This is a genomic window from Rhodococcus mengyinensis, from assembly GCF_048381435.1.
Classification (GTDB): domain Bacteria; phylum Actinomycetota; class Actinomycetes; order Mycobacteriales; family Mycobacteriaceae; genus Rhodococcus_F; species Rhodococcus_F opacus_D.
The window spans coordinates 111,217-133,699 of sequence record NZ_JBLWIT010000115.1 but is presented as its reverse complement, the minus strand read 5'-3'; the positions used below and the strand labels follow the sequence as shown (position 1 = coordinate 133,699).

Genomic DNA, 22,483 nt, shown 5'->3' with positions numbered 1-22,483 from the left:
GGGAACCAATCGGTCCTGTTCGCGCGTTGAGATAGGCGAGACAGGTGACGGATGAAGGAGGAGCGAGATGGCGCTGCTATTGCGTGAGGCAATCGGTGACAGTCTTCGGCGTACGCGCGTTTCGCAGAGCCGGACCCTGCGTGAGGTCTCCAACAGTGCTCGTGTGAGCCTCGGGTACTTGTCCGAGGTCGAACGAGGGCGCAAGGAAGCCTCGAGTGAGCTCCTGGCCGCGATCTGCGACGCGCTGGAGGTTCCACTCTCCGATGTGCTCGTCGACGTCAGCGAATCGCTGTCCGACGGTTCTTCGGCCAAGCGTGCGGACACCGAGCGGCATGCGGTCGAATCCGCGCCCGCCGAGGCTCCCGCCGCGAGCGCACGACCGGGTTCGACGACCATCGCCCGCGACACCCGGGTGGTCATCCCCGCGCCCGCGCAGGCGCTGGCCGCCGCGTAGCAACACCCGTGCCGAACCGATAGATTTCAGTTGACCGCCGATCTCGTGGGCGGTTGGTCAGACAGGCAGTCGGGGCGCAGCCCTTGTTCCGGTGCGTGACGGTCGCGTATCGGGTCGCGCATCGCGCGGCGCAACAGATGGAGGCAGGATCAACCCATGGCTAATCCTTTCGTCAAGGGATGGAAGTACCTGATGGCGCTCTTCAATTCCAAGATCGATGAGAAGGCTGACCCCAAGGTTCAGATTCAGCAGGCGATCGAGGATGCGCAGCGTCAGCACCAGGCTCTGTCGCAGCAGGCCGCGTCTGTCATCGGCAACCAGCGCCAGCTCGAGATGAAGCTCAGCCGCCAGCTCGACGAGGTGGAGAAGCTCAACGCCAACGCCCGTCAGGCCGTCAACCTGGCCGACCAGGCCCAGACCGCGGGCGACACCGAGAAGGCCATCCAGTACACCAACGCCGCCGAGGCGTTCGCCGCCCAGCTCGTCACCGCCGAGCAGGGGGTCGAGGACCTGAAGGCGCTGCACGACCAGTCCCTGCAGGCCGCCGCACAGGCGAAGAAGGCCGTGGAGCAGAACGCGATGGCTTTGCAGGCCAAGGTCGCGGAGCGCACCAAGCTGCTCAGCCAGCTGGAGCAGGCCAAGATGCAGGAACGCGTCAGCGAGTCGCTGCGCTCGATGGACAGCACCCTCTCGGCTCCGGGCAACACGCCCAGCCTCGACGCCGTGCGCGACAAGATCGAGCGCCGCTACGCCGACGCCCTCGGTTCCGCGGAGCTGGCACAGAACTCGGTATCGGGCCGCATGATGGAAGTCCAGCAGGCGAGCATCCAGATGGCCGGACACAGCAGGCTCGAGCAGATCCGGGCCTCGATGAAGGGCGACGCCCTGCCGTCCGGCGGTGCCGCCAACGCTCCGGCGACCCCCGCCAGCCCGAACCTCGACAAGCAGCCGCCGGCAGCGGGCCAGACCGGCGCCGCACAGTAGCCGAACAGTATTCGCATGAGTTCCACCCGACGTGGCCGACCTGGACGCGCAGTCCGGTCGGCCACTGTCGTGTCCGGGCTCGCGGGGATCCAGGGCGCGCTGCGCGACGCCGGTGAGTCCGTCGCGGACGCGGCGCAGAGGTGGCGTGACCCCCGGGAACGGCTGCTGCGGAAGAAGCGGCGCGCCCGGCGCCGCGCGAAGCGCTACGGCATCGTGTCCGGATCCTCGGCCACCGGCGCCGCGGGTCTCGCCCTGATGGCGGCACCGGAGTGGTCGATGCTGATGGCTGGTGGCGGCGCAGTCGTGTTCGCGGTCCCCGCGGTGCTGGCAGTCAGCCGTTACCGCAAGCTCGACGCCGTGACGTTGCCACCGGGCCTGCCTGCCCGTCGGGTGCTTCCGGGGCCGTCCTCGGCCGCCCGGGAACCGATGGAGCGACTCGTGCACAGCGAACGGGCACTGCACGGCATCCTCGGCGTGCTGTCCCGGTCCGGGAGCATCAGCGGCGAGGACATCGAGGACACCCATTCCACGGCCCGCTCGGCGGCCGCAGCCCTCCAGGCGGTCGCCCTCGACATCACGTCCATGGAGGACGCCGCGCGGGGGAGCCGGGCCGCGGCCGCACCGCTTGACCGGGCGATCGCCTCCGCCGCCGCGCAACTCGACGACGGCGTCGACCAGTTCGAAGAACTGGTGGCCGCGGCCGCCGACGGCACTCGCCGTTCCCGGAACGACGAGTGCCGTCGGCGAACTGGCGTACGAGCGTGCTGAACTGGTGTCGGCGACGGAAAAGCTCGCCGGCCTCGCGGCGGCTCTCGGCGAGATCGACGACATCGTGCGCCGCTACCGCTGATGTCGTCGATCGACCCGACCGGTGACTTCTGACTTCCGGGACATCGTGTGGGGGAGAACCCTGATCTTTCCCTGATCTTTACGCTGACCTGGTGATTTACCCGCTCCGCCGTGCCACGCTGGTGTGCGTACCCGATAAGTGGGGTCGACCAGATGTCGGGCGCAGAAATCGATCGGGGAGACGTGAGTGGAGGAAATCATGTTCTGGAAGATTGTTCTGGCGGTCGCGGCGATCTGGATTGCATTGGCGGTCGTCGGTGCCCTCGTCAAGGGTCTGTTCTGGATTCTCGTGGTCAGCGCCGTGGTGTTCGGCGTGTACCTGTTGATCAAGGCGATGTCCGGATCCGGCGAGAAATCGGACATCACGCGGAGCTGACAGGCATGCTCTACCCATGGAACCGGTACCCGAGGACTGGCATCGTGGGCTCGTCGTCGTCGCGCACCCCGACGACATCGAATACGGCGCTGCGGCGGCTGTAGCGCGCTGGACCGAGCAGGGCAAGGACATTCGCTACGTGCTCGCCACCAGCGGGGAGGCGGGGATCGCGGGCCTGCACCCCACGGAGTCGGGCCCGCTGCGGGAGGCGGAGGAGCGACGTTCCGCGGCCGTGGTGGGGGTGACCGACGTCGAGTTCCTCGGGTACCCCGACGGCACTCTCGTGGAGAGTCTCGCGCTCCGCCGCGATCTCGCGACGGCGATCCGTCGTCATCGCCCGGATCTCGTGGTGACGGCCAACTTCGCGGACACCTGGGGGCCCGGGCAGCTGAACAGTGCGGACCACCGCGCACTCGGCCGTTCCGTTCTCGACGCCACCGCGGATGCCGCGAACGAGTGGATCTTTCCCGAGCTGGGGGAGTCGGGGCTGCCGCCGTGGCGCGGTGTCCGCTGGGTCGCCGTCAACACGATGACACCCACGCACGCGGTGGACGTCACTCACACGGTGGATCGGGCGGTGCTCTCGCTCGCCGAGCACGTCCGCTACCTCGAGGCGCTGAGCGACGTACCGGTGGGGCGGCAGGCGAGGGCACAGGTCGAGATGGTGACCGGGCCGCGACCGGGATTCGCCGCCGAGCGCGCCGTGGGATTCGAGCTCTATTACTTCGGCTGAATCCGCGAGCGAGCACGATCGTGCCGGTGCCCCTGGCACTGCCGGTCTGGAATCGGACTCGGACGGAACAATAAAATTTCCCGAATCAGTGAGTGGTTACCTCGGCCTTTGTCCGACGCGTCGGCCCTTCCTGCCGCCTCACCGCCCGGTCGCACCTGCGCCCCGCGAATCCCCGACGTCGGGGAGGTGGGGCAGCGAACGCCCTGCGTGTGTGTTTCGAGTGCTGGTTCGGTGCCGGCGGGGGATTCATGCGTTACGGTGTTACACACAATGTCTATTCGTAATTCTTCGCCGCGTGACGACACCTCCACGAGCGTCGAGGACTGCATTCTCGACGCCGCACGCTCGTGCATCCTCGATTTCGGACTGCGCCGCACCACGCTGGCGGAGGTCGCCCGGCGCGCCGGCGTCAGCAGGCCGACCGTCTATCGCCGCTGGTCGGACACCAGGGCCGTGGTCGCCGATCTCATGACCCGTGAGATCGCTGCCGTGATGCCCGAATTCTCCGCTGAGGAATCGGTCCACCGCCAGCTGGTCGACGCCGTGGTCCACGTGTCCACCGAGGTGCGCGACCATCCGCTGTTCGTGAAGATCCTGCGTTCGGATCAGGAACTGTTCACCACCTACATCCTCGAGCGGCTGGGTACGAGCCAGCGGGCGATCATCGACCAGGTCGCGTTCGCGGTGTCGACGGGTCAGGACCAGGGCTCGATCCGCGCGGGGGACAGCCGTCAGATCGCCACGATGGTGCTGCTCATCGCGCAGTCCGCCGTCCAGTCGGCCGTGATGGTGGCCGAGGAACTTCCCGGCGACGCCCTCACGGAGCAACTCCGGCACGCTGTCGGCGCCTATCTGGCACCGGACGCCGCCGACACCCACCCGACAGATCGAGGAGACCGGTGAACCACCCGAACACGCCGCCCGTGAGCCGCTCGTCGGCTCTGAACGCCACGCGAAGAACGCGCGAACTCGACCAGCTGTCGGACGGTGCCGTCGTCGACGTGCTGGTGATCGGCGGCGGAGTGACCGGCGTCGGTGTCGCGCTCGACGCGGCGTCACGCGGCCTCGACGTCGTGCTCGTGGAAAAGCGGGATCTCGCGTTCGGGACCAGCCGGTGGAGTTCGAAACTCGCCCACGGCGGGCTGCGGTACCTGGCATCGGGCAACGTCGGCATCGCCCGCGAGAGCGCGGTCGAACGCGGAATCCTCATGACCCGCACCGCCCCCCACCTCGTCCGGGCTCTCCCGCAGCTCGTGCCCGTCCTCGATTCGACGACGCTGTTCGGCAAGTCCCTCGTCCGCACGGGATTCCTGGCCGGCGACCTGCTGCGTGCAAGTGCTCGCACACCGTCGTCGGTCCTGCCGCGATCACGGACGGTCCGGGCCGACCGGGTGGTCGAACTCGCCCCCGCGGTGCGGCGGGAAGGCCTGCGCGGCGGCCTGATGGCATACGACGGCCAGCTCATCGACGACGCCAGACTCGTGGTGTCCCTCGCGCGCACCGCCGCGCTCCACGGTGCGAAGGTGCTCACCCGGACGGGCGCGTACGACGTCACCGGGACGTCCGCGACCCTGCGCGACGAGCTGACCGGCTCGGAACAATCGATCAGGGCGCGCGCTGTGGTCAACGCGGCGGGCGTGTGGTCGGGTGAGATCGATCCCGCGATCACGTTGCGGCCCAGTCGCGGCACGCATCTGGTGCTCCCGGCCGAGCGGCTCGGGAACCCGACCGCGGCGCTCACGGTTCCGATCCCCGGTGAGACCAATCGCTTCGTCTTCGCGCTGCCCGCACAGCTCGGCCGCGTGTACCTCGGCTTGACCGACGAGGCCGCGCCGGGACCTGTTCCGGACGTTCCGGTGGCGTCGGAGCAGGAGATCGACTTCCTTCTCGACACGGTCAACACCGCGCTCGAGGTTCCGTTGCAGCGCTCGGACGTCCTGGGGACCTTCGCCGGACTGCGACCGCTCCTCGACACCGGGGACGGATCCACCGCGGACCTCTCGCGCAACCACGCCATCCTGCGCTCGGACACGGGTCTCGTCAGTGTGGTCGGCGGCAAGCTGACCACCTACCGCAAGATGGCGGAGGATGCCGTCGACGCCGCGGTCGAGGTGGCAGGACTGGACGCGGGCCCGTGCCGGACACGGGCCCTGCCGCTCGTCGGTGCCGCGACACCCGAAGCGCTGCGGAAGGTCTCGGTCCCACCGGCGCTGCTCGCCCGCTACGGAACGGAGGCGACGCTGATCGCCGCCGCCGACCCCGAACTGCTGGCGCCGATCGCCGAGGGTGTCGACGTGAGCCGCGCCGAGTTCGAGTTCGCGGTGACCCACGAGGGGGCACTCGACGTCGACGACCTGCTCGACCGGCGCACCCGGATCGGACTCGTGCCCGCCGACCGTGCCCGGGCTCGCGGTGCCGCCGAAGCAGTGTTCGAGAAACGGTGACGCCGACCGTGTGACACCCTGTGGTTCGTGCGAGTCGCCGTGGTCGCCGGGCCTGATCCCGGACATGCCTTTCCCGCCCTTGCGTTGTGCCTCGCTTTCATCGAGGCCGGAGACGATCCCGTCCTGTTCACAGGCTCACGGTGGGTCGAGTCCGCACGGGCGGCCGGTGTGCCTGCCGAGTTGTTGAAAGGTCTCGCGCCCCGCCCGACGGACGACGACCTCGATGCGGGAGCGCGCATTCACGCCCGCGCCGCGCACATCTCCACCGAGTTGCTCCCCGACCTGCGCGCGATGGGACCCGACCTCGTCGTCTCGGACATCCTCACCGCCGGCGGGGGTATGGCCGCGGAGCGGCTGGGGATCCCGTGGGTCGAGCTGTCCCCGCATCCGCTGTACGCCGCGTCCAAGGGGTTGCCGCCCATCGGAAGTGGATTGGCTCCGGGCGTGGGAATTCGGGGCAGGCTCCGTGACGCGCTCATGCGCACCGCGACGGCGCGGTCGATCCGGCAGGGTGTGCGGCAACGCTCCGAGGCCAGGGTCGGTGTCGGACTGCCTGCGAAGGACCCGGGACCGGTGCGCCGGCTGATCGCGACGCTCCCCGCGCTCGAGGTGCCGAGGCCGGACTGGCCCGCCGAGGCGCACGTGGTCGGACCGCTGCTGTGGGAACCGACGAACAAGGTGATCGAGGCGCCGGACGGCACAGATCCCCTGATCATGGTGGCTCCGTCGACCGCGTTCACCGGCGCGGAGGGCATGCTCGAGACGACGCTGGCGGGGCTCGACGGGGCCGGTGTCCGTGTGATCGCGTCGATACTGGACGGATCGCCGGCCACGGTTCCGCCCTGGGCGAGGGCAGGTCTCGGCCGTCAGGACGCGATGTTGCGCGAGGCCTCGGCCGTCGTCTGCGGTGGCGGACACGGAATGCTGGCGAAGGCCCTGCTCGCAGGGGTTCCGGCGGTGGTGGTTCCCGGCGGCGGCGATCAGTGGGAGCTCGCGAACCGGGCCGCGCGGCAGGGGAGCGCCGTCGTGGTGCGTCCCCCGAGCGCCGAAGCACTCCGCGCGGCGGTCGAACAGGTGCTCTCGAACGGTGCCCACACGGACGCCGCGCGGCGGGCCGCGCGGAGCATCGCGGACGTCGCCGATCCGGTGGCGGTGTGCCGCGACGCGCTGCGGTAAGAGGGCGGCGCGAGGTTCGGCTAGCGTGGATGTGTGCGACTGACCGAATTTCACCAACTCGTCCGCGAAGAGTTCGGGCAGATGCGCGGCGACGCACTACTCGTCGACCACGTGCTGCTCAGTCTCGGGGGCAAGACCGCCGCCGAAGCCATCGAGGACGGCCGGGAACCCCGCGAGGTGTGGCGTGAACTCTGCGTGGAGTTCGACGTCCCGCCGCAGCGCCGGTAGAAATCCGGCGTGTCGAACGGACCGACCGCACATATCGAACACACGTTCCCCTATGCTGGAGATGTTCGGTGGTCACGGTTCTTGTCGGTACCCGGATCTAACCTGACCGCAGATCACTGATGAGACTCGAGGAATGGGGACGACGATGGCACCACAGGCACACGATCGAGACAAGGCGCTCGACCTCGCGCTGGCGCAGATCGACAAGAACTTCGGCAAGGGCTCGGTGATGCGCCTGGGCGAAGGTGTCCGTCAGCCCATCGCCGTCATCCCGACCGGCTCCATCGCGCTGGACGTCGCCCTCGGCATCGGCGGGCTGCCCCGTGGCCGTGTCGTCGAGATCTACGGCCCGGAGTCCTCGGGTAAGACCACCGTGGCTCTGCACGCTGTCGCCAACGCCCAGGCGGCGGGCGGCATCGCCGCGTTCATCGACGCCGAGCACGCGCTCGACCCCGACTACGCCCAGAAGCTCGGCGTCGACACCGATGCGCTGCTGGTGTCGCAGCCCGACACCGGTGAGCAGGCGCTCGAGATCGCAGACATGCTGATCCGCTCCGGCGCCCTCGACATCCTCGTGGTCGACTCCGTGGCCGCTCTGGTCCCGCGCGCCGAGATCGAGGGTGAGATGGGCGACAGCCACGTGGGTCTGCAGGCCCGTCTGATGAGCCAGGCGCTCCGTAAGATGACCGGTGCGCTCAGCAATTCCGGCACCACCGCGATCTTCATCAACCAGCTGCGCGAGAAGATCGGCGTCATGTTCGGTTCCCCCGAAACCACCACCGGTGGTAAGGCATTGAAGTTCTACTCGTCGGTGCGCCTCGACGTGCGGCGGATCGAGACCCTGAAGGACGGCACCGACGCGGTGGGTAACCGTACCCGCGTCAAGGTGGTCAAGAACAAGGTCGCGCCGCCGTTCAAGCAGGCCGAGTTCGACATCCTCTACGGACTGGGAATCAGCAAGGAAGGCTCGCTGATCGACATGGGTGTCGAACACGGGTTCATCCGCAAGTCGGGCTCCTGGTACACCTACGAAGGCGACCAGCTGGGACAGGGCAAGGAGAACGCCCGCAAGTTCCTGTTGGAGAACACCGACATCCGGGACGAGATCGAGAAGAAGATCAAGGAAAAGCTCGGAATCGGCGCCGACGTCACTGCTGCTACGGATGACGCCGCCCCGGTCGAATTCTAAGGCGCCGCCGTGCGTCCGACGGGCGAAGGTGGAACGGAGACGCAGGCCAAGGATTTGTGTCTGCGTCTCTTGACGGACCGTGCCCGGAGTCGAGCGGAGTTATCGGAGCGTCTGGCGAAGAAGGGCTACTCGGCCGAGATCGCTGAGCGTGTGCTGGATCGCCTCACCGAGGTCGGACTCGTCAACGACGCCGACTTCGCCCAGCAGTGGGTGCATTCGCGGCACACGTACTCCGGCAAGGGGAAACGTGCGCTCGCACTGGAACTGCGCCGCAAGGGCATCGGTCAGGAAGACGCCACCGAGGCGCTCGCTCAGATCGACAGCGAAGACGAACGAGCGCGAGCCACCGAACTGGTCGCGAAGAAACTGCGGACGGTGCCCGCGGACGATCGGGACCGGGCGGTCCGCCGGCTGGTGTCGATGCTCGCGCGCCGCGGTTTTCCCCAGGGCATGGCGTTCGAGGTGGTCAAGGAACAACTCGATCGTGCCGGTGCGGAAACCGACGGCCTGTTCGACGAGACCTGACCCGAGACGACAACAACACTGACGAGACGTCGACAACACTGACGAGACGACAACACTGCGGTCGGACGGGAACAGAGTTCGCGTCCGACCGCAGTGTCACGTCACACCCGCGTCAGATCACAACCGCTTGTCGGTGATGTCCATACCCGGAACCGACACCGCCGGAAGCTCGGGAACGGCCCCCCCGGGGCCTCCGCCCTTCTTGCTGGCCCGTAGTCGCTTCTCCACCTTGGTCGCCACCACGGTGAGCGTGTAGTTGAGGATGATCATGATGATCGCCACCACGATCAGGGCGGGCAGGTAGTTGCCGTAGAACGCACCGAGCTGCTGGCCGGACCGCACCACTTCGACGTAGCCGATGAGGTAACCGAGCGCGGAGTCCTTCAACGCCACCACCATCTGCGAGATGATCGCGGGCAGCATCGCCGTGACGGCCTGCGGAAGCAGGATGGTCCGCATGACCTGGCCCTTGCGCATACCCAGCGCCATGGCGGCCTCGCTCTGCCCCTTGGGGAGCGAGTTGATACCTGCCCTGACGATTTCGGCGATCACCGAGCCGTTGTACAGCGTGAGGCCCACGATGACCGCGGCGAGTGCAAGGTATTTCGACTTGAAGACCTCGTACTCGGCGAACAGCTGGTACGAGAAGATCATCAGGATCAGCACGGGGATGGCGCGGAACAATTCGACGATCCCGCCGGCCACCCATCGCACCGGCCGGTGGTCCGACAGGCGTCCGATGCCGAGGATCGCGCCGAGGATCAGTGCTAACAGGATCGATACGGCGGCCGCCACGAGGGTGCCGCGGATGCCGGGGATCAGATACGTCGTCCACGACGTCGATTCGAGGAACGGATCCCATTTCGCCGCTGTCAGCTGACCTTTGTCGTCGAGCGCAGCGTAGACGAGGTAGCCGATTCCCAGCAGTGCGACAGCGACCACGACCGAGATCAGGCGATAGATGTTCTTCGCCTTCGGGCCCGGTGCGTCGTAGAGGACGGTGGCGGAATTGCTCATCGTGCAACCTCGAATCGCTTGCTCAGGTATCCGAAGAGAAGCCCCATCGGCAGGGTCAGGATCACGAAGCCGAGCGCGAAGATGCCACCGACGACGAAGATGGCGGCCTCGTTCTCGATCATTTCCTTCATCAACAGCGACGCCTCCGCCACGCCGATCACCGAGGCGATCGTCGTGTTCTTGGTCAAGGCGATCAGCACACTGCCGAGTGGGGCGGTGACCGCGCGGAATGCCTGCGGCAACACGATCAACCGCAGATTCTGCGAGAACGTGAGGCCGAGTGACCGGCCCGCCTCCGCCTGGCCGACGTGCACCGTGTTGATACCGGACCGCAGCGACTCACAGACGAAGGCCGCGGTGTAGACGCTGAGGCCGAGCACGGCGAGCCGGAAGTTGTTCTCCTCGAAGAACGTCGGCGACTGCTCGGGGGCGAGCTTGACGCCCATCGTCTGGAAGAGCCCGAAGGAGCAGAAGATGATGATGAGCGTCAGGGGAGTGTTGCGGAAGATCGTCACGTACGCCGTGCCGACGCCACGCGCGACCGGGATCGGTGACACCCGCATCGCCGCGAGGATGGTGCCGAGTATCAGAGCACCGACAGCCGAGAACGCGGTGAGTTGCACCGTCGTCCAGAATGCGTCGATCAGCTGATCGCTGTATTTGCTCAGTAGGTCCACTTACCGTCTCCCCAGGTCACCGGTGGTTGGTGTCGAACCGGGCCGGACGACTCCACGAATGGGAAGTCGTCCGACCCGGATGAGTGAGTTGCTCAGTACCGATCGACGGTCGGCGGGGCGGGGATCGGGTAACCCGACGCACCGACGGTCTCGTTGAACGCGCGCGCCCACGAGCCGTCCGCGATCATCGCGTCGATGGCGTCGTTGATCTTGGCGCGGGTCTCGTCGTCACCCTTGGCCAGTCCGATGCCGTAGCGCTCTTCGGTGAACGGCTCGCCGACCACCTTCAGCTCGCCCGGGTACTGCGCCGCATAGCCGGCGAGGATGATGTCGTCGGTGGTGACGGCGTCGACCGCACCGTTACGCAGCGCCTCGACGCAGGCGGAGTACGTGTCGAACTCCTGCAGCTGCACGTCCTGCGCGTACGTGTCCTTGACCTTCTGCGCCGGGGTGGACCCGGTCACGGAGCACAGCTTCTTCCCGCCGTTGAGCGAATCGGGGCCGGTGATGTCGGTGTTGTCGGACTTCACCAGGAGCGACTGTCCGGCGATGAAGTACGGCCCGGCGAAGTCGACCTTCTCCTTGCGGGCGTCGGTGATCGAGTAGGTGGCGACGATGTAGTCGACCTCACCGTTCTCGATCAGCGTCTCGCGCTGAGCCGACGGGGACTCCTTGAACTCGATGTTCTCGGGCGCGACACCCAGCTTGCCGGCCACGTATTCGGCCACCTCGACGTCGAAGCCGCTGAAGGACCCGTCGGGGTTGCGCAATCCGAGGCCGGGCTGGTCGTACTTGATTCCGACCGTGAGCTTGCCCTCCGACGCGCTCTGGGAGGCGCTCTTCTCTTCACCTCCGCCACAGGCAGATGCGACGACGGCGAGCGCCATGACGCCGATTCCCACGCGAATCGAGCGATTGATCCTCATCGAGTTCCTCCAATTGAAATGACGGGTGTTGCGTGTCGAGCACGGTCGACCGAGAGAGCACCGCAGCGGCGCCCTTTCGAGTCAGTGGCTGAGAATCTTGCCGAGAAAGTCCTTCGCGCGCTCGGATTTGGGAGCGGTGAAGAACGTGGCGGGCTCGGCGTCCTCGACGATCTGGCCGTCGGCCATGAAGAGAACCCGGTGGCCGACCTTGCGGGCGAAGCCCATCTCGTGGGTCACCACGAGCATGGTCATGCCTTCTTTGGCCAGTGAGGTCATGACGTCCAGGACCTCGTTGACCATTTCCGGGTCGAGTGCGGACGTCGGCTCGTCGAACAGCATGACCTTGGGGTTCATGGCAAGTGCACGTGCGATCGCGACTCGCTGCTGCTGACCGCCGGACAACTGCGCCGGGTACTTGTCCGCCTGGTTGGCGATGCCGACCCGCTCGAGAAGTTCGTAGGCCTTCGCCTTCGCGTCGGCGCCGCTCTTCTTCCGCACCTTGACCGGTGCGAGCATCACGTTGTCGAGGATCGTCTTGTGGGCGAACAGGTTGAACGACTGGAACACCATGCCCACGTCGGCGCGCAGCGCCGCCAGAGCCTTGCCCTCGGCCGGAAGTACCTTGCCGTCCACCGCGATCTCACCGGAGTCGATGGGCTCGAGGCGGTTGATGGTGCGGCACAGCGTCGACTTACCCGAGCCGGACGGTCCGAGCACGATCACGACCTGTCCGCGAGGGACTTCGAGGTCGATCTCCTGGAGGACGTGGAGGGCGCCGAAGTGTTTGTTCACCGATTTCATCGAGATCATGGACGGGGCCGCGCCCGTGGAGGGTGTCGGCGTCGCGTCGTCGGCTTGCGTCATAGTCGATGACCCTATGTGTTGGGAGCGGGAGCACCTGCCATTTGCTCCGAGAATCCTCGGGATGTCACGGAAACTTTACTGTCCGGCTTCGGGCGTGTGTCCGGGCGCACACCGGCCGCGACGAGGCGATTTGGCGCGGGCCGTACCCTGGCATACGTGGACACGATCGACCAGACCCCTCACCGCAGCTACGAGGTGCGCACGTACGGCTGCCAGATGAACGTGCACGACTCCGAGCGGTTGTCGGGGCTCCTCGAGGACGCCGGCTACACGAAGGCGGCCGCGGGGCAGGCACCCGACCTCGTCGTCTTCAACACCTGCGCGGTGCGGGAGAACGCCGACAACAAGTTGTACGGCAACCTGAGCCACCTCGCGCCTGCGAAGGAACAGAACCCCGACATGCAGATCGCGGTCGGCGGGTGTCTGGCGCAGAAGGACCGCGACGTCGTCGTGAAGAAGGCGCCGTGGGTGGACGTCGTGTTCGGCACCCACAACATCGGTTCGCTCCCCGCGTTGCTGGACCGGGCCCGCCACAACCAGCGGGCCGAGGTCGAGATCCTCGACGCGCTGGAGGCATTCCCGTCGACGCTGCCCGCCAAGCGGGAGTCGGCGTACGCCGGCTGGGTGTCCATCTCGGTGGGATGCAACAACACCTGCACGTTCTGCATCGTGCCCGCGCTGCGCGGCAAGGAGGTCGACCGGCGCCCCGGCGACATCCTGGCCGAGGTGCAGGCTCTGGTGAACGAGGGCGTCGTCGAGGTCACCCTGCTCGGGCAGAACGTCAACGCGTACGGCGTGTCGTTCGCGGATCCGGACCAGCCCCGCGACCGCGGCGCGTTCGCCGCGCTGCTGCGCGCATGCGGAGAGATCGACGGTCTCGAGCGAGTGCGCTTCACGTCTCCGCACCCGGCCGAGTTCACCGACGACGTCATCGAGGCGATGGCCGAGACCCCCAACGTGTGTCCCCAGCTGCACATGCCGCTGCAGTCCGGCTCGGACCGCGTGCTGAAGGCGATGCGCCGCTCCTACCGGAAGTCGCGGTTCCTGGGAATCATCGACAAGGTGCGCACCGCGATGCCGCACGCGGCCATCACCACCGACATCATCGTGGGCTTCCCGGGTGAGACCGAGGAAGACTTCCAGGACACACTCGACGTCGTCCGGCAGGCGCGCTTCACCAGCGCCTACACGTTCCAGTACTCCAAGCGGCCGGGCACCCCGGCCGCGGAGATGGACGAGCAGCTGCCCAAGGTCGTCGTCCAGGAACGGTACGAACGTCTCATCGCGTTGCAGGAACAGATCACCCTCGAGGAGAACCAGAAGCTCGTCGGCGCCGAGGTGGAACTGCTCGTCGCCGCCGGGGAGGGTCGCAAGAATGCGGAGACCGCCCGGATGAGCGGGCGCGCCCGCGACGGCCGGCTCGTCCACTTCCGGCCCGAGGGCAACCTCGACGGGACCGTCCGGCCCGGCGACGTCGTCACCGTCGTCGTCAGTGCCGCCGCCCCGCACCACCTCGTCGCCGACACCCCGGTCCTGACCCACCGCCGCACCCGCGCGGGCGACTCCTTCGAGAAGGGCGTGACCCCGAAGACCCCGCCGATCGGCGTGGGACTCGGACTGCCGCAGATCGGTGCGCCCGCACCACTACCCGCCCAGATGGGATGCAACGCATGACCTCCCCGTTCGACGACAAACGGCACGACGGAAACCGGACCGGCGACAACGGTTCGGGCGCCGAGAACGAGCCGATCGAGAGTTACCTGAAGGATTTCGACGCCGCCGAGAAGAAGGTGGCCGGCGAGATCGATCCCGGCGCGCGTGCGCTCGTCGTCGCGGTTGCGGTGGTCGTGCTCCTCGGCTCGCTGACGTTGCCGCACTCCGGCATCGCCAACGGCTGGGAGGTACTGGTGTACGGGGACGACGCCCGCGCGGAGACGATCGCCCTGCCGTCGCGGCTGTTCGTGTGGTTCGAGGTGGTGTTCGGGGTCGTCGTGTCGATGCTGGCGCTCGTCACCCGCCGCTGGGCCCTCGCGTGGGTGGCCCTCGCCGGGACCGCCGTGTCCATCGTGTTCGGCATGCTCGCCATCTGGTCGCGGCAGACACCGGCGCCCGGGGTCGAGGCGGCCGGACCGGGGATCGGCCTGATCATCGGCTGGCTCACCGTCATCGTGCTCACGTTCCACTGGTTGAAGGTGGTCTGGAGCCGGACCGCCCTGCAACTGGCCGCGGAAGAGGAACGCCGCGCCGCTGCCGCCGAAGCGGAGCGACGCGGCGACTGGAACGTCGGCTGATCGGACCTACTGCCCGCTGACGGCGCCCTCCGCCGCCTCGGCCCATTCGCGCCACTGCTTGGCCTGCGCGAGGGCGCTCTCGGCGTCCTTCGTCTTGCCCGCCGCGGTCGCCTTGGCGGCCTGTTCCTCGAACTGCGTGACCCGCTCCCGGAACTGCGCGGCCCGGGCGAGGGCCTCCGGGTCGGTGCGGCGCCATTCCTCGTCGGCGGCGTCGCGGACACGCTTCTCGATGGCCCGCAGCTTGCCCTCGAGGTCGTGCATCCGCTCGCGGGGCACCTTCCCGATGGCGTCCCACTTCTCCTGCAGGTCGCGGAGCGCCGCCCTCGCCGCGTCGATGTCCTTGGCCGGATCGATGTGGCCGGCGTTCTTCAGCAACTCCTCCTTGGCGACCGCGTTCTCCTCGAACTCGGCGTCGCGTTCGGAGGACGCGGCGTTGCGGGCGGCGAAGAACACGTCCTGAGCGCCCTTGAAGCGCTTCCACAGGTTGTCGTCGGCTTCCCGCGGTGCGCGGCCGGCGGCCTTCCACTCGGCGAGCAGGTCACGGAAAGCTCCGGCCGTGGGGCCCCAGTCAGTGGAGTCGGACAGCGCCTCGGCCCGTATGACGAGCTCTTCCTTCTTGGTCTTGGCGGCGGCGCGCTCGCGATCGAGTTCGGCGAAATGGGCGCCGCGGCGACGGTTGAACGCCTCCCGCGCCTTCGAGTACCGCTTCCACAGGGCGTCGTCGACCTTCCGGTCGATCCCGCGGATCGTCTTCCACTCGTCCAGGATCTCGCGCAACCGGTCGCCGGCGGCCTTCCACTGCGTGGATTCGGCACCGATCTGTTCCGCCTCGGCGGCCAGTGCTTCCTTGCGTTCGGTGTGAGCCTGCCGCGACAGTTCCTTCTCGTGCTTGGCGTGGGCCGCAGCCTCGTCGGATCCGGCGATGATGACGTCGAGCCGCGCCGCGAGTGAATCGATGTCACCGATCACCGCGGCGGTCGGCAGGGATTCGGCGAGCGCGAGCGCGGCCGCCTTGGTCTTCTTCGCGTCGCCCGCACCGGAACTGAGCCGGGCCTCGAGGAGTGCCACTTCCGTTGCCAGATCGTCGAAGCGCCGACCGAAGTGCGCCAGACCCTCCGCCGCGTCTCCGGCCTGCCACGACCCGATCTGTCGTTCGCCGTCCGCGGTCTTCACCCAGGCGGTGCCGTCGTCGTCCACGCGGCCGAACTTGCTCGGGTCACTGTGGGCGGGGGCGGCGACGGCGGGGGCGGAGAGGGCGTGTGTCGGTGTGGGGTGGGGCTTGGGCGCGCCCGGTTTCGCGGCGGCACCGGGCTTCGGGACGCTGGACTTCGGTGTGTCGTGCTGCTGAGCGGCAGGCTCCACGGCGGGCTTCGCGTCGCTGCTGTCGGTCATCGGTTCCTCATCTCTGCCGCGCGTCACGGCTGCCTGAACGCAATACTGGCTCCATACGACCCGGGGCGGGTGCTGGCTCCATTCAACCCGGTACGGGCCCTGTGGACTATTGAATCAGGTCGGACGGTCCGCGTTGGTACCGATTGACGGCAGCACCCGAATCGGATGTCGGGTCCCCTCGGACGGTCGACTAGCGTGACTGTGTGTTCACCGCCGCAATCCTTGTGCCGTCCCCACCGCTACTGGTACCCGAACTGACCGGGGCGGCCGCTGCGGAGACGGCGCCGTTGCGGGACGCGGTCCAGACGGCGGCGAAGGCGTTGTCCGCGCTCGCCACCGAGTGGGTGGCGGTCGGAGCGGCACCGGCCGCGGTGGAGGTGCGGGCCGACGCCCAGGGCACCTATCGCGGCTACGGCGTGGACGTGCGGGTCGCGCTGCGGCCCGGTCCGGCAGACGATCCCGACCCCGACCTGCCGCTCGCGGCGCTGACGGCCGGGTGGATTCGGGGGACGTGCGCGCCGGACGCCGTCGTCGACGCGCGGATCCTCTCAGCCGACCTGTCCCCGGAACAGTGCGCCGCGTACGGCGCGGAACTGCGCACGCTTCTCGACCGGGACCCGGAGCCGCGGGGGCTGGTGATCGTCGCGGACGGGGCGAACACCCTCACGGCGAAGGCGCCGGGCGCGTTCGACCCGCGCGCGGAAGGCGTGCAGGCCAGGATCGACGCGGCGCTCGACACCGGCGACCGCGACGCGCTGCTGGCCCTCGAACCCGCGGAGTGCGATTCCCTCGGCATCGGCGGGCGCGTCCCGTGGCAGGTGCTCGCCGGCGTGTTCGACGCGCCGCCCGCATCCTGCCGGACGCTGTACAGCGCGGCACCCTACGGAGTCGGCTACCACGTGGGGGAGTGGCGTCCGTGACGTCACCCGTGCCGATCGCCGTCGTCGGACCGACCGCCACCGGAAAGTCGGATCTCGCACTGGACCTGGCCGAACGTCTCGGCGGCGAAATCGTCAACATCGACGCGATGCAGCTGTACCGGGGCATGGACATCGGCACCGCGAAACTCGCCCCGGCCGAGCGCCGCGGAATCCCGCACCACCAACTCGACGTGCTCGACGTGACGGAGACGGCCACCGTCGCGAACTATCAGCAGGCGGCGGTTCGTGATGTGGAGGCGATCGCCGCGCGCGGCGCCGTGCCGGTCATCGTCGGCGGATCGATGATGTACGTCCAGTCGCTGCTCGACGAGTGGAGCTTCCCCGCCACCGATGCGTCGGTGCGGGCGCGGTGGGAAGCAGTCCTCGCCGAGAAGGGCGTCGCGGCCGTCCACGCCGAACTCGGCCGGGTGGACCCCGAGGCCGCGGCGTCGATCCTCCCCACCGACGGCAGACGCCTGGTCCGTGCCCTCGAAGTCGTCGAGATCACCGGGCAACCGTTCGCGGCGTCGGCCCCTCGCATCGGCGAGCCGCGCTGGGGCACACACATCGTCGGTGTCGACCGGGACACCGCCGAACTCGACGACCGGATCCGGCTCCGCACCCGGCTCATGTTCGAACGCGGGCTCGTCGACGAGGTCCGCGGGCTCATAGACCTGGGACTGCGCGAGGGCGTCACCGCCCCCCGGGCCATCGGCTACGCGCAGGTCCTCGCCTGGCTCGACGGCGAATACGACCTCGACGAGGCACAGGAACGCACGTTCATCGGCACCCGGCGCTACGTGCGCAGGCAACGGTCGTGGTTCCGCCGCGACACCCGCATCCACTGGGTCGACGGAAGCGACCCCGACCTCGCGGACACCACGATCCGCACCCTCGGCGAGACCCGAACACTGGGAGAACGATGAGCCGCGCACCGTCCGGACGCAACCGTCCGGCCCCGTCCCTGCTGGTGACCACCCGCAACGCCCGCTTCCAGCAGTGGCAGTCCTACCTCACCAACCGCGCCAAACGAACGAAGGCGGGACGCTTCCTGATCCAGGGCGTCCGCCCCCTCAACCTGGCGCTGGAACACGACTGGCCGATCGAATCGCTGCTGCACCGCATCGACGGCCCGGCACTGTCCGACTGGGCGCGGGAACTGCTCGAGACCCGGTCCGTCGAACAGATCGGTGTCAGTGCCGAACTGATGGCCGAATTGGGCGAGAAGACCACCACCACCGCGCCGGAACTGATCGCCATTGCGAAGACACGAACCCCGCGACTGAAGGACCTGCGACTGCAGTCCGTCCCCCTGATCGTCGTGTTCGACCGGCCCGCCTCACCCGGAAATCTGGGCACCCTCGTCCGTTCCGCCAACGCGTTCGGCGCCGACGCGGTCGTCGTCGTCGGCCACGGCGCAGATCCATTCGACCCCCGGAGTGTCCGCGCCTCCACCGGATCCCTCTTTGCGATGCCCGTCGTCACGGTCTCGTCCGTCGACGAGATCCTCGCCTTCCGCGACGCCCGGCGTGCGTCCGGAACCGACCTGCACATCGTCGGCACCGACGAGACCGGCTCCGTCACCATCGACGCCCACGACTTCGGCGGCGGCACCGTGCTCGTGATCGGCAACGAGACCCGCGGGATGAGCGCCGCGTGGCGCGACGCCTGCGACACGGTGGTCAACATCCCGATCGGAGGCGCCGCGAGTTCCCTCGGCGCCCCCTCCGCCGGCGCCGTCGCCCTCTACGAAATCGCCCGGCAGCGTAAATGAACCGCACCGCGGTCGCGTAAATGAACCGCACCGCGGTCGCGTAAATGAACCGCACCGCGGTCGCGTAAATGAACCGCACCGCGGTCGCGTAAATGAACCGCACCGCGGTCGCACAGATGAACAGCACCTGCTCGACCGTTGGTTAGAGTGGTGCGCATGGATTTCAGCAAGGGACACGGCACCGAGAACGACTTCGTGGTCCTCCCGGATCCCGATGTCCGCATCGACCTGTCGGCCCCGCGGGTGGCGGCGTTGTGCGATCGCAGGCGCGGGCTCGGCGCCGACGGAATCCTGCGCGTCGCGAAGGCCGGTGCGCTGGCCGGCGCCGGTGTGCTCGCCGAACTCCCCGACGGCACGTCGGAGGACGACTGGTTCATGGACTACCGCAACGCCGACGGGTCGATCGCGGAGATGTGTGGCAACGGCGTCCGCGTCTTCGCCCACTACCTCCGGGCGGCGGGGCTCGAGTCCCGCGACGAGTTCGTGGTGGGCAGCCGGGCCGGCGGCAAACCGGTGATCGTGCACTCGGCCGACGGCGCCTTCGGTGAGGTCACCGTCGACATGGGTGTGGTGCGCGATCTGGGAACCAGTGCCGCGACCATCGACGGCAAGGTGTTCAACGGGATCGGCATCGACGTCGGCAACCCGCACCTGGCGTGTGTCGATGCGCACCTCACGGCGGCGTCCCTGTCGGCCCTCGACCTGACGGCTGCACCCGGGTTCGATCCCGGCTTCTTCCCGCACGGCGTCAACGTGGAGATCCTCACCCGCATCGATTCCGGTGCCGTGGACATGCGGGTGCACGAGCGCGGGGTCGGCGAAACCCGGTCGTGCGGCACCGGCACGGTGGCAGCGGCCACCGCCGCGCTGCGCTTCGAGGGGGCCGACTCCGGTGAGGTGAACGTCCGTATTCCCGGTGGTCAGGTCACTGTCGCGGTGTCCGGCGGCCGGGCGACGTTGCGTGGACCGTCCGTCCTGGTGGCGTCCGGGAACCTCGACGACGGCTGGTGGAACGGCCTCGCCTGATCGCCCTGCGCGAAATGCACGTGCACACCCTCGACATTCCGTGGGATCATGAGGGTGTATGACGAAAACACATCGCACAGAAGAATCGCCGATCTCCGACTCCACTGAGTTCGCCTACGACGACGGGCGCCCTTCGGTCGGCGAGATGCAACTCGAGGACCGCAGCGCGCTGCGCCGAGTTGCCGGGCTCTCCACCGAGCTCACAGACGTCACCGAGGTCGAATACCGACAGCTGCGCCTCGAACGCGTGGTGCTCGTCGGTGTCTGGACGCAGGGAACCGCGGCGCAGGCCGAATCCAGCATGGCCGAGCTCGCGGCGCTGGCCGAGACCGCCGGGTCCGAGGTCCTCGAGGGCCTCGTCCAGCGGCGGGACAAACCCGACGCTGCCACCTACATCGGCTCCGGTAAGGCCGAGGAACTCCGTGAGGTCGTCCTCTCGACCGGCGCCGACACCGTCATCTGCGACGGTGAACTCACTCCCGCGCAGTTGACCGCGCTGGAGAAGGTCGTCAAGGTCAAGGTCATCGACCGGACGGCCCTCATCCTCGACATCTTCGCTCAGCATGCGACGTCCAGGGAGGGCAAAGCGCAGGTGGCGCTGGCCCAGATGGAATACATGCTGCCCCGACTGCGTGGCTGGGGTGAATCGATGTCCCGGCAGGCGGGTGGTCGCGCCGGCAGCAACGGCGGCGTGGGTCTGCGTGGTCCCGGTGAGACCAAGATCGAGACGGACCGCCGGCGAATCCGGGAGCGGATGGCGAAGCTGCGCCGCGAGATCAAGGGCATGAAGGCCGCCCGCGACACCAAACGCACCAGGCGTCTGCGCAGCGAGACCCCGTCCATCGCGATCGTCGGCTACACCAACGCAGGCAAGTCGAGCCTGCTCAACGCGCTGACCGGGTCCGGGGTGCTGGTGCAGAACGCGCTGTTCGCCACCCTGGATCCCACCACCCGGCGGGCGGCGCTGGACGACGGCCGCGAGTACGTCCTCACCGACACCGTCGGGTTCGTGCGGCACCTGCCGACGCAGCTGATCGAGGCGTTCCGCTCGACGCTGGAGGAAGTCACGGACGCGGATCTGCTGCTGCACGTCGTCGACGGTTCCGATCCGCTGCCCACGGATCAGATCAGGGCCGTCCACGAGGTGATCACGGAGGTGATCCGGGAGAACGACGCCGCAGCGCCGCCGGAGCTCATCGTGGTGAACAAGATCGACGCGGCCGACCCGGTCACGTTGACCCAGTTGCGCGGCCTGCTGCCGGGTGCGTCGTTCGTCTCCGCCCGGACCGGGGAAGGCATCGCCGAGTTGCGCGAGCATCTCAGCGACGTCCTGATCCGCCCGGAGATCGAGGTCAGCGTGCTCCTCCCGTACAACCGGGGAGATCTGATGGCCCGGATCCACTCGGACGGACAGATCCTCGACTCGTCCCACGAGGAGGACGGCACGCGCGTCCATGCGCGGGTGCCCGAAGCGCTGGCGTCGGCACTGGTTCAGTACAACGGCAGTGCCTGACCGTTCACGGTGGTCGCGCTCACGGTGGTCGCTCCGAGTCGCGGTTGCAGTCCTCGCTGCGTGCACACCGCTCGCGGCGGCGGGCGCCGGATCGGCCGAGCCGTTCTTCCGCGATCAGACGGCCGTCGATGCGTCGGAATTCGGTCCGCTCTGCACTCCCGACGATTCGGCGGCCGGAACCCCGGACGAGGCCTCGCTGGAAGAGTTGTCGGGGCTCGTGTCGGCCGGGGGACTGCTCTATGCGGTCGGTGACAGCGGTTCCGACCGCGCGGTCGCGGTGATGGACGGGAACTGCGCCGTGCAGCGGTGGCTTCCGCTGCCGGTCGATCCGTACGACGTCGAGGACATGGCGTCCGGCCCCGACGGCCGGCTGTGGCTCGCCGACACCGGCGACAACGGACGCCGCCGCGACACGGTGGCTCTGATCGCGATGGACCGCGACACCGGTGCGGGAGAACTGCATCGGCTGACGTATCCGGACGGCTCGCACGACGCGGAGACCGTTCTCGTCCAGCGCGACGGCACCCCGCTGATCGTCACGAAGGAAGTGTTCGGGGCGGGCAACGTGTACCGGCCTGCGGGGGGCGCCGTCGTGGGTGACCTCGCGACCCCCGGCCCGACCCCGCTCGAGAAGGTGGGGACGCTGGACGTCGCGGAGACGAACGGCGCCGACGACGCCACCACCGGGAGCGGCACCACGGCGCCGGCCCTGCATTCGACGATGTTCACCGGCGGCGCCGTGTCCGCCGACGGAACCGTGGCCGCCGTCCGCAGCTACTCCGACGTGTTCCTGTTCTCCGCCCCGGACGGCGACCTGGCCGCCGCGTTCGCCGCGGGGCCCGTGGTGCGCGCGCACGTGCCGCAGCAGCCGCAGGGGGAGTCGATCGCGTTCACCGAGAACGGCGACCTGCTGATCGCCTCCGAGGCGCGGGAGGGGCCCGTTCCGCCGATTCAGGCGTTGCCCAGGGCGGTGTCGAGGGTGCAGGAGCAGGCCCGCGCGCAGACAGCCGCCGACGAGGCGTCGGCGCAGTCGCCGGGAACGGTGTGGGGGATCGGCGTCGCCGGCGGCGCGGTCGTGCTCGTGGTCGTCGCCGGCTTCGTGATCCGCCGCCGTGCCCGATAGGT

General features: G+C 68.5%; 23 protein-coding genes and 1 pseudogene. 19 read left to right on the top strand and 5 right to left on the bottom strand.

What is annotated here, in order from left to right; genetic code table 11:
* Window positions 1-67 precede the first annotated feature (67 nt).
* The 11 genes and pseudogenes from ACNJ7E_RS25275 to recX all read left to right on the top strand — a co-directional run bounded on the left by ACNJ7E_RS25275 (window position 68) and on the right by recX (window position 8,958).
* Window positions 68-454 (top strand): helix-turn-helix domain-containing protein, encoded by a 387-nt coding sequence (locus ACNJ7E_RS25275; protein WP_005240740.1) that lies wholly within the window; start codon window positions 68-70, stop codon window positions 452-454.
* Window positions 455-610: 156 nt separating this feature from the next.
* Complete coding sequence (locus ACNJ7E_RS25270) at window positions 611-1,438, top strand: PspA/IM30 family protein (RefSeq protein WP_105414541.1); 828 nt, start codon at window positions 611-613, stop codon at window positions 1,436-1,438.
* 69 nt (window positions 1,439-1,507) lie between these two features.
* Window positions 1,508-2,288 (top strand): annotated as a pseudogene (pspM, locus tag ACNJ7E_RS25265) (phage shock envelope stress response protein PspM).
* A 198-nt stretch (window positions 2,289-2,486) separates the two neighbouring features.
* Window positions 2,487-2,663, top strand: coding sequence for a hypothetical protein (locus ACNJ7E_RS25260; RefSeq protein ID WP_007296377.1), 177 nt, complete (start codon window positions 2,487-2,489; stop codon window positions 2,661-2,663).
* 16 nt (window positions 2,664-2,679) lie between these two features.
* Complete coding sequence (locus ACNJ7E_RS25255; RefSeq protein ID WP_317567496.1) at window positions 2,680-3,396, top strand: PIG-L deacetylase family protein; 717 nt, start codon at window positions 2,680-2,682, stop codon at window positions 3,394-3,396.
* Window positions 3,397-3,666: 270 nt separating this feature from the next.
* A complete protein-coding gene (locus ACNJ7E_RS25250; RefSeq protein WP_418341222.1) occupies window positions 3,667-4,299 on the top strand; it encodes a TetR/AcrR family transcriptional regulator in 633 nt (210 codons plus the stop codon).
* The gene (locus ACNJ7E_RS25245) at window positions 4,296-5,840 is read left to right on the top strand and encodes a glycerol-3-phosphate dehydrogenase/oxidase (protein ID WP_280783275.1); all 1,545 of its coding nucleotides are present in this window, start codon (window positions 4,296-4,298) and stop codon (window positions 5,838-5,840) included. Before ACNJ7E_RS25250 ends, ACNJ7E_RS25245 begins: the two co-directional genes overlap by 4 nt.
* A gap of 27 nt (window positions 5,841-5,867) precedes the next feature.
* Window positions 5,868-7,016 carry a glycosyltransferase gene (locus ACNJ7E_RS25240; protein ID WP_418341221.1) on the top strand — a complete coding sequence of 383 codons (1,149 nt, stop codon included), beginning with the start codon at window positions 5,868-5,870 and terminating at the stop codon, window positions 7,014-7,016.
* Between the two features lie 33 nt (window positions 7,017-7,049).
* Window positions 7,050-7,244, top strand: a complete 195-nt coding sequence (locus ACNJ7E_RS25235; protein WP_005240748.1) for a DUF3046 domain-containing protein — start codon at window positions 7,050-7,052, stop codon at window positions 7,242-7,244.
* Window positions 7,245-7,389: 145 nt separating this feature from the next.
* A complete protein-coding gene (gene recA, locus ACNJ7E_RS25230; RefSeq protein ID WP_005240749.1) occupies window positions 7,390-8,433 on the top strand; it encodes a recombinase RecA in 1,044 nt (347 codons plus the stop codon).
* Window positions 8,434-8,442: 9 nt separating this feature from the next.
* Window positions 8,443-8,958, top strand: a complete 516-nt coding sequence (gene recX / locus ACNJ7E_RS25225) for a recombination regulator RecX (protein WP_283353125.1) — start codon at window positions 8,443-8,445, stop codon at window positions 8,956-8,958.
* Between the two features lie 117 nt (window positions 8,959-9,075).
* Here the strand turns inward: recX and ACNJ7E_RS25220 are convergent, their stop codons facing one another.
* The 4 genes from ACNJ7E_RS25220 to ACNJ7E_RS25205 all read right to left on the bottom strand — a co-directional run bounded on the left by ACNJ7E_RS25220 (window position 9,076) and on the right by ACNJ7E_RS25205 (window position 12,388).
* A complete protein-coding gene (locus ACNJ7E_RS25220) occupies window positions 9,076-9,975 on the bottom strand; it encodes an amino acid ABC transporter permease (protein WP_009480022.1) in 900 nt (299 codons plus the stop codon).
* A complete protein-coding gene (locus tag ACNJ7E_RS25215; protein ID WP_005261143.1) occupies window positions 9,972-10,652 on the bottom strand; it encodes an amino acid ABC transporter permease in 681 nt (226 codons plus the stop codon). The genes ACNJ7E_RS25220 and ACNJ7E_RS25215 overlap by 4 nt, the downstream gene beginning before the upstream one ends.
* 92 nt (window positions 10,653-10,744) lie before the next feature.
* The gene (locus ACNJ7E_RS25210) at window positions 10,745-11,578 is read right to left on the bottom strand and encodes a glutamate ABC transporter substrate-binding protein (RefSeq protein WP_105414549.1); all 834 of its coding nucleotides are present in this window, start codon (window positions 11,576-11,578) and stop codon (window positions 10,745-10,747) included.
* Between the two features lie 81 nt (window positions 11,579-11,659).
* Entirely contained in the window at window positions 11,660-12,388 is a 729-nt protein-coding gene (locus ACNJ7E_RS25205; protein ID WP_105414634.1) for an amino acid ABC transporter ATP-binding protein, read from the bottom strand.
* Window positions 12,389-12,598: 210 nt separating this feature from the next.
* Here ACNJ7E_RS25205 and miaB point away from each other — a divergent pair, with 210 nt between their 5' ends.
* Together miaB and ACNJ7E_RS25195 are read left to right on the top strand one after the other, a co-directional pair.
* Window positions 12,599-14,116 carry a tRNA (N6-isopentenyl adenosine(37)-C2)-methylthiotransferase MiaB gene (gene miaB, locus ACNJ7E_RS25200; protein WP_283331938.1) on the top strand — a complete coding sequence of 506 codons (1,518 nt, stop codon included), beginning with the start codon at window positions 12,599-12,601 and terminating at the stop codon, window positions 14,114-14,116.
* Complete coding sequence (locus tag ACNJ7E_RS25195; protein ID WP_105414551.1) at window positions 14,113-14,733, top strand: Rv2732c family membrane protein; 621 nt, start codon at window positions 14,113-14,115, stop codon at window positions 14,731-14,733. The genes miaB and ACNJ7E_RS25195 overlap by 4 nt, the downstream gene beginning before the upstream one ends.
* Window positions 14,734-14,739: 6 nt before the next feature.
* Here the strand turns inward: ACNJ7E_RS25195 and ACNJ7E_RS25190 are convergent, their stop codons facing one another.
* The gene (locus ACNJ7E_RS25190) at window positions 14,740-16,125 is read right to left on the bottom strand and encodes a DUF349 domain-containing protein (protein ID WP_283353126.1); all 1,386 of its coding nucleotides are present in this window, start codon (window positions 16,123-16,125) and stop codon (window positions 14,740-14,742) included.
* Between the two features lie 203 nt (window positions 16,126-16,328).
* Here ACNJ7E_RS25190 and ACNJ7E_RS25185 point away from each other — a divergent pair, with 203 nt between their 5' ends.
* The 6 genes from ACNJ7E_RS25185 to ACNJ7E_RS25160 all read left to right on the top strand — a co-directional run bounded on the left by ACNJ7E_RS25185 (window position 16,329) and on the right by ACNJ7E_RS25160 (window position 22,481).
* Window positions 16,329-17,045 carry a class III extradiol dioxygenase subunit B-like domain-containing protein gene (locus ACNJ7E_RS25185; RefSeq protein WP_283331936.1) on the top strand — a complete coding sequence of 239 codons (717 nt, stop codon included), beginning with the start codon at window positions 16,329-16,331 and terminating at the stop codon, window positions 17,043-17,045.
* Window positions 17,042-17,971, top strand: coding sequence for a tRNA (adenosine(37)-N6)-dimethylallyltransferase MiaA (miaA, locus tag ACNJ7E_RS25180; protein ID WP_418341220.1), 930 nt, complete (start codon window positions 17,042-17,044; stop codon window positions 17,969-17,971). Before ACNJ7E_RS25185 ends, miaA begins: the two co-directional genes overlap by 4 nt.
* Window positions 17,968-18,819, top strand: a complete 852-nt coding sequence (locus ACNJ7E_RS25175) for a TrmH family RNA methyltransferase (RefSeq protein ID WP_418341219.1) — start codon at window positions 17,968-17,970, stop codon at window positions 18,817-18,819. The genes miaA and ACNJ7E_RS25175 overlap by 4 nt, the downstream gene beginning before the upstream one ends.
* A gap of 156 nt (window positions 18,820-18,975) precedes the next feature.
* Complete coding sequence (dapF, locus tag ACNJ7E_RS25170; RefSeq protein WP_280783282.1) at window positions 18,976-19,845, top strand: diaminopimelate epimerase; 870 nt, start codon at window positions 18,976-18,978, stop codon at window positions 19,843-19,845.
* Between the two features lie 58 nt (window positions 19,846-19,903).
* Complete coding sequence (gene hflX / locus ACNJ7E_RS25165; RefSeq protein ID WP_283353130.1) at window positions 19,904-21,358, top strand: GTPase HflX; 1,455 nt, start codon at window positions 19,904-19,906, stop codon at window positions 21,356-21,358.
* Window positions 21,351-22,481, top strand: a complete 1,131-nt coding sequence (locus tag ACNJ7E_RS25160) for a hypothetical protein (RefSeq protein ID WP_418341218.1) — start codon at window positions 21,351-21,353, stop codon at window positions 22,479-22,481. The genes hflX and ACNJ7E_RS25160 overlap by 8 nt, the downstream gene beginning before the upstream one ends.
* Window positions 22,482-22,483 lie beyond the last annotated feature (2 nt).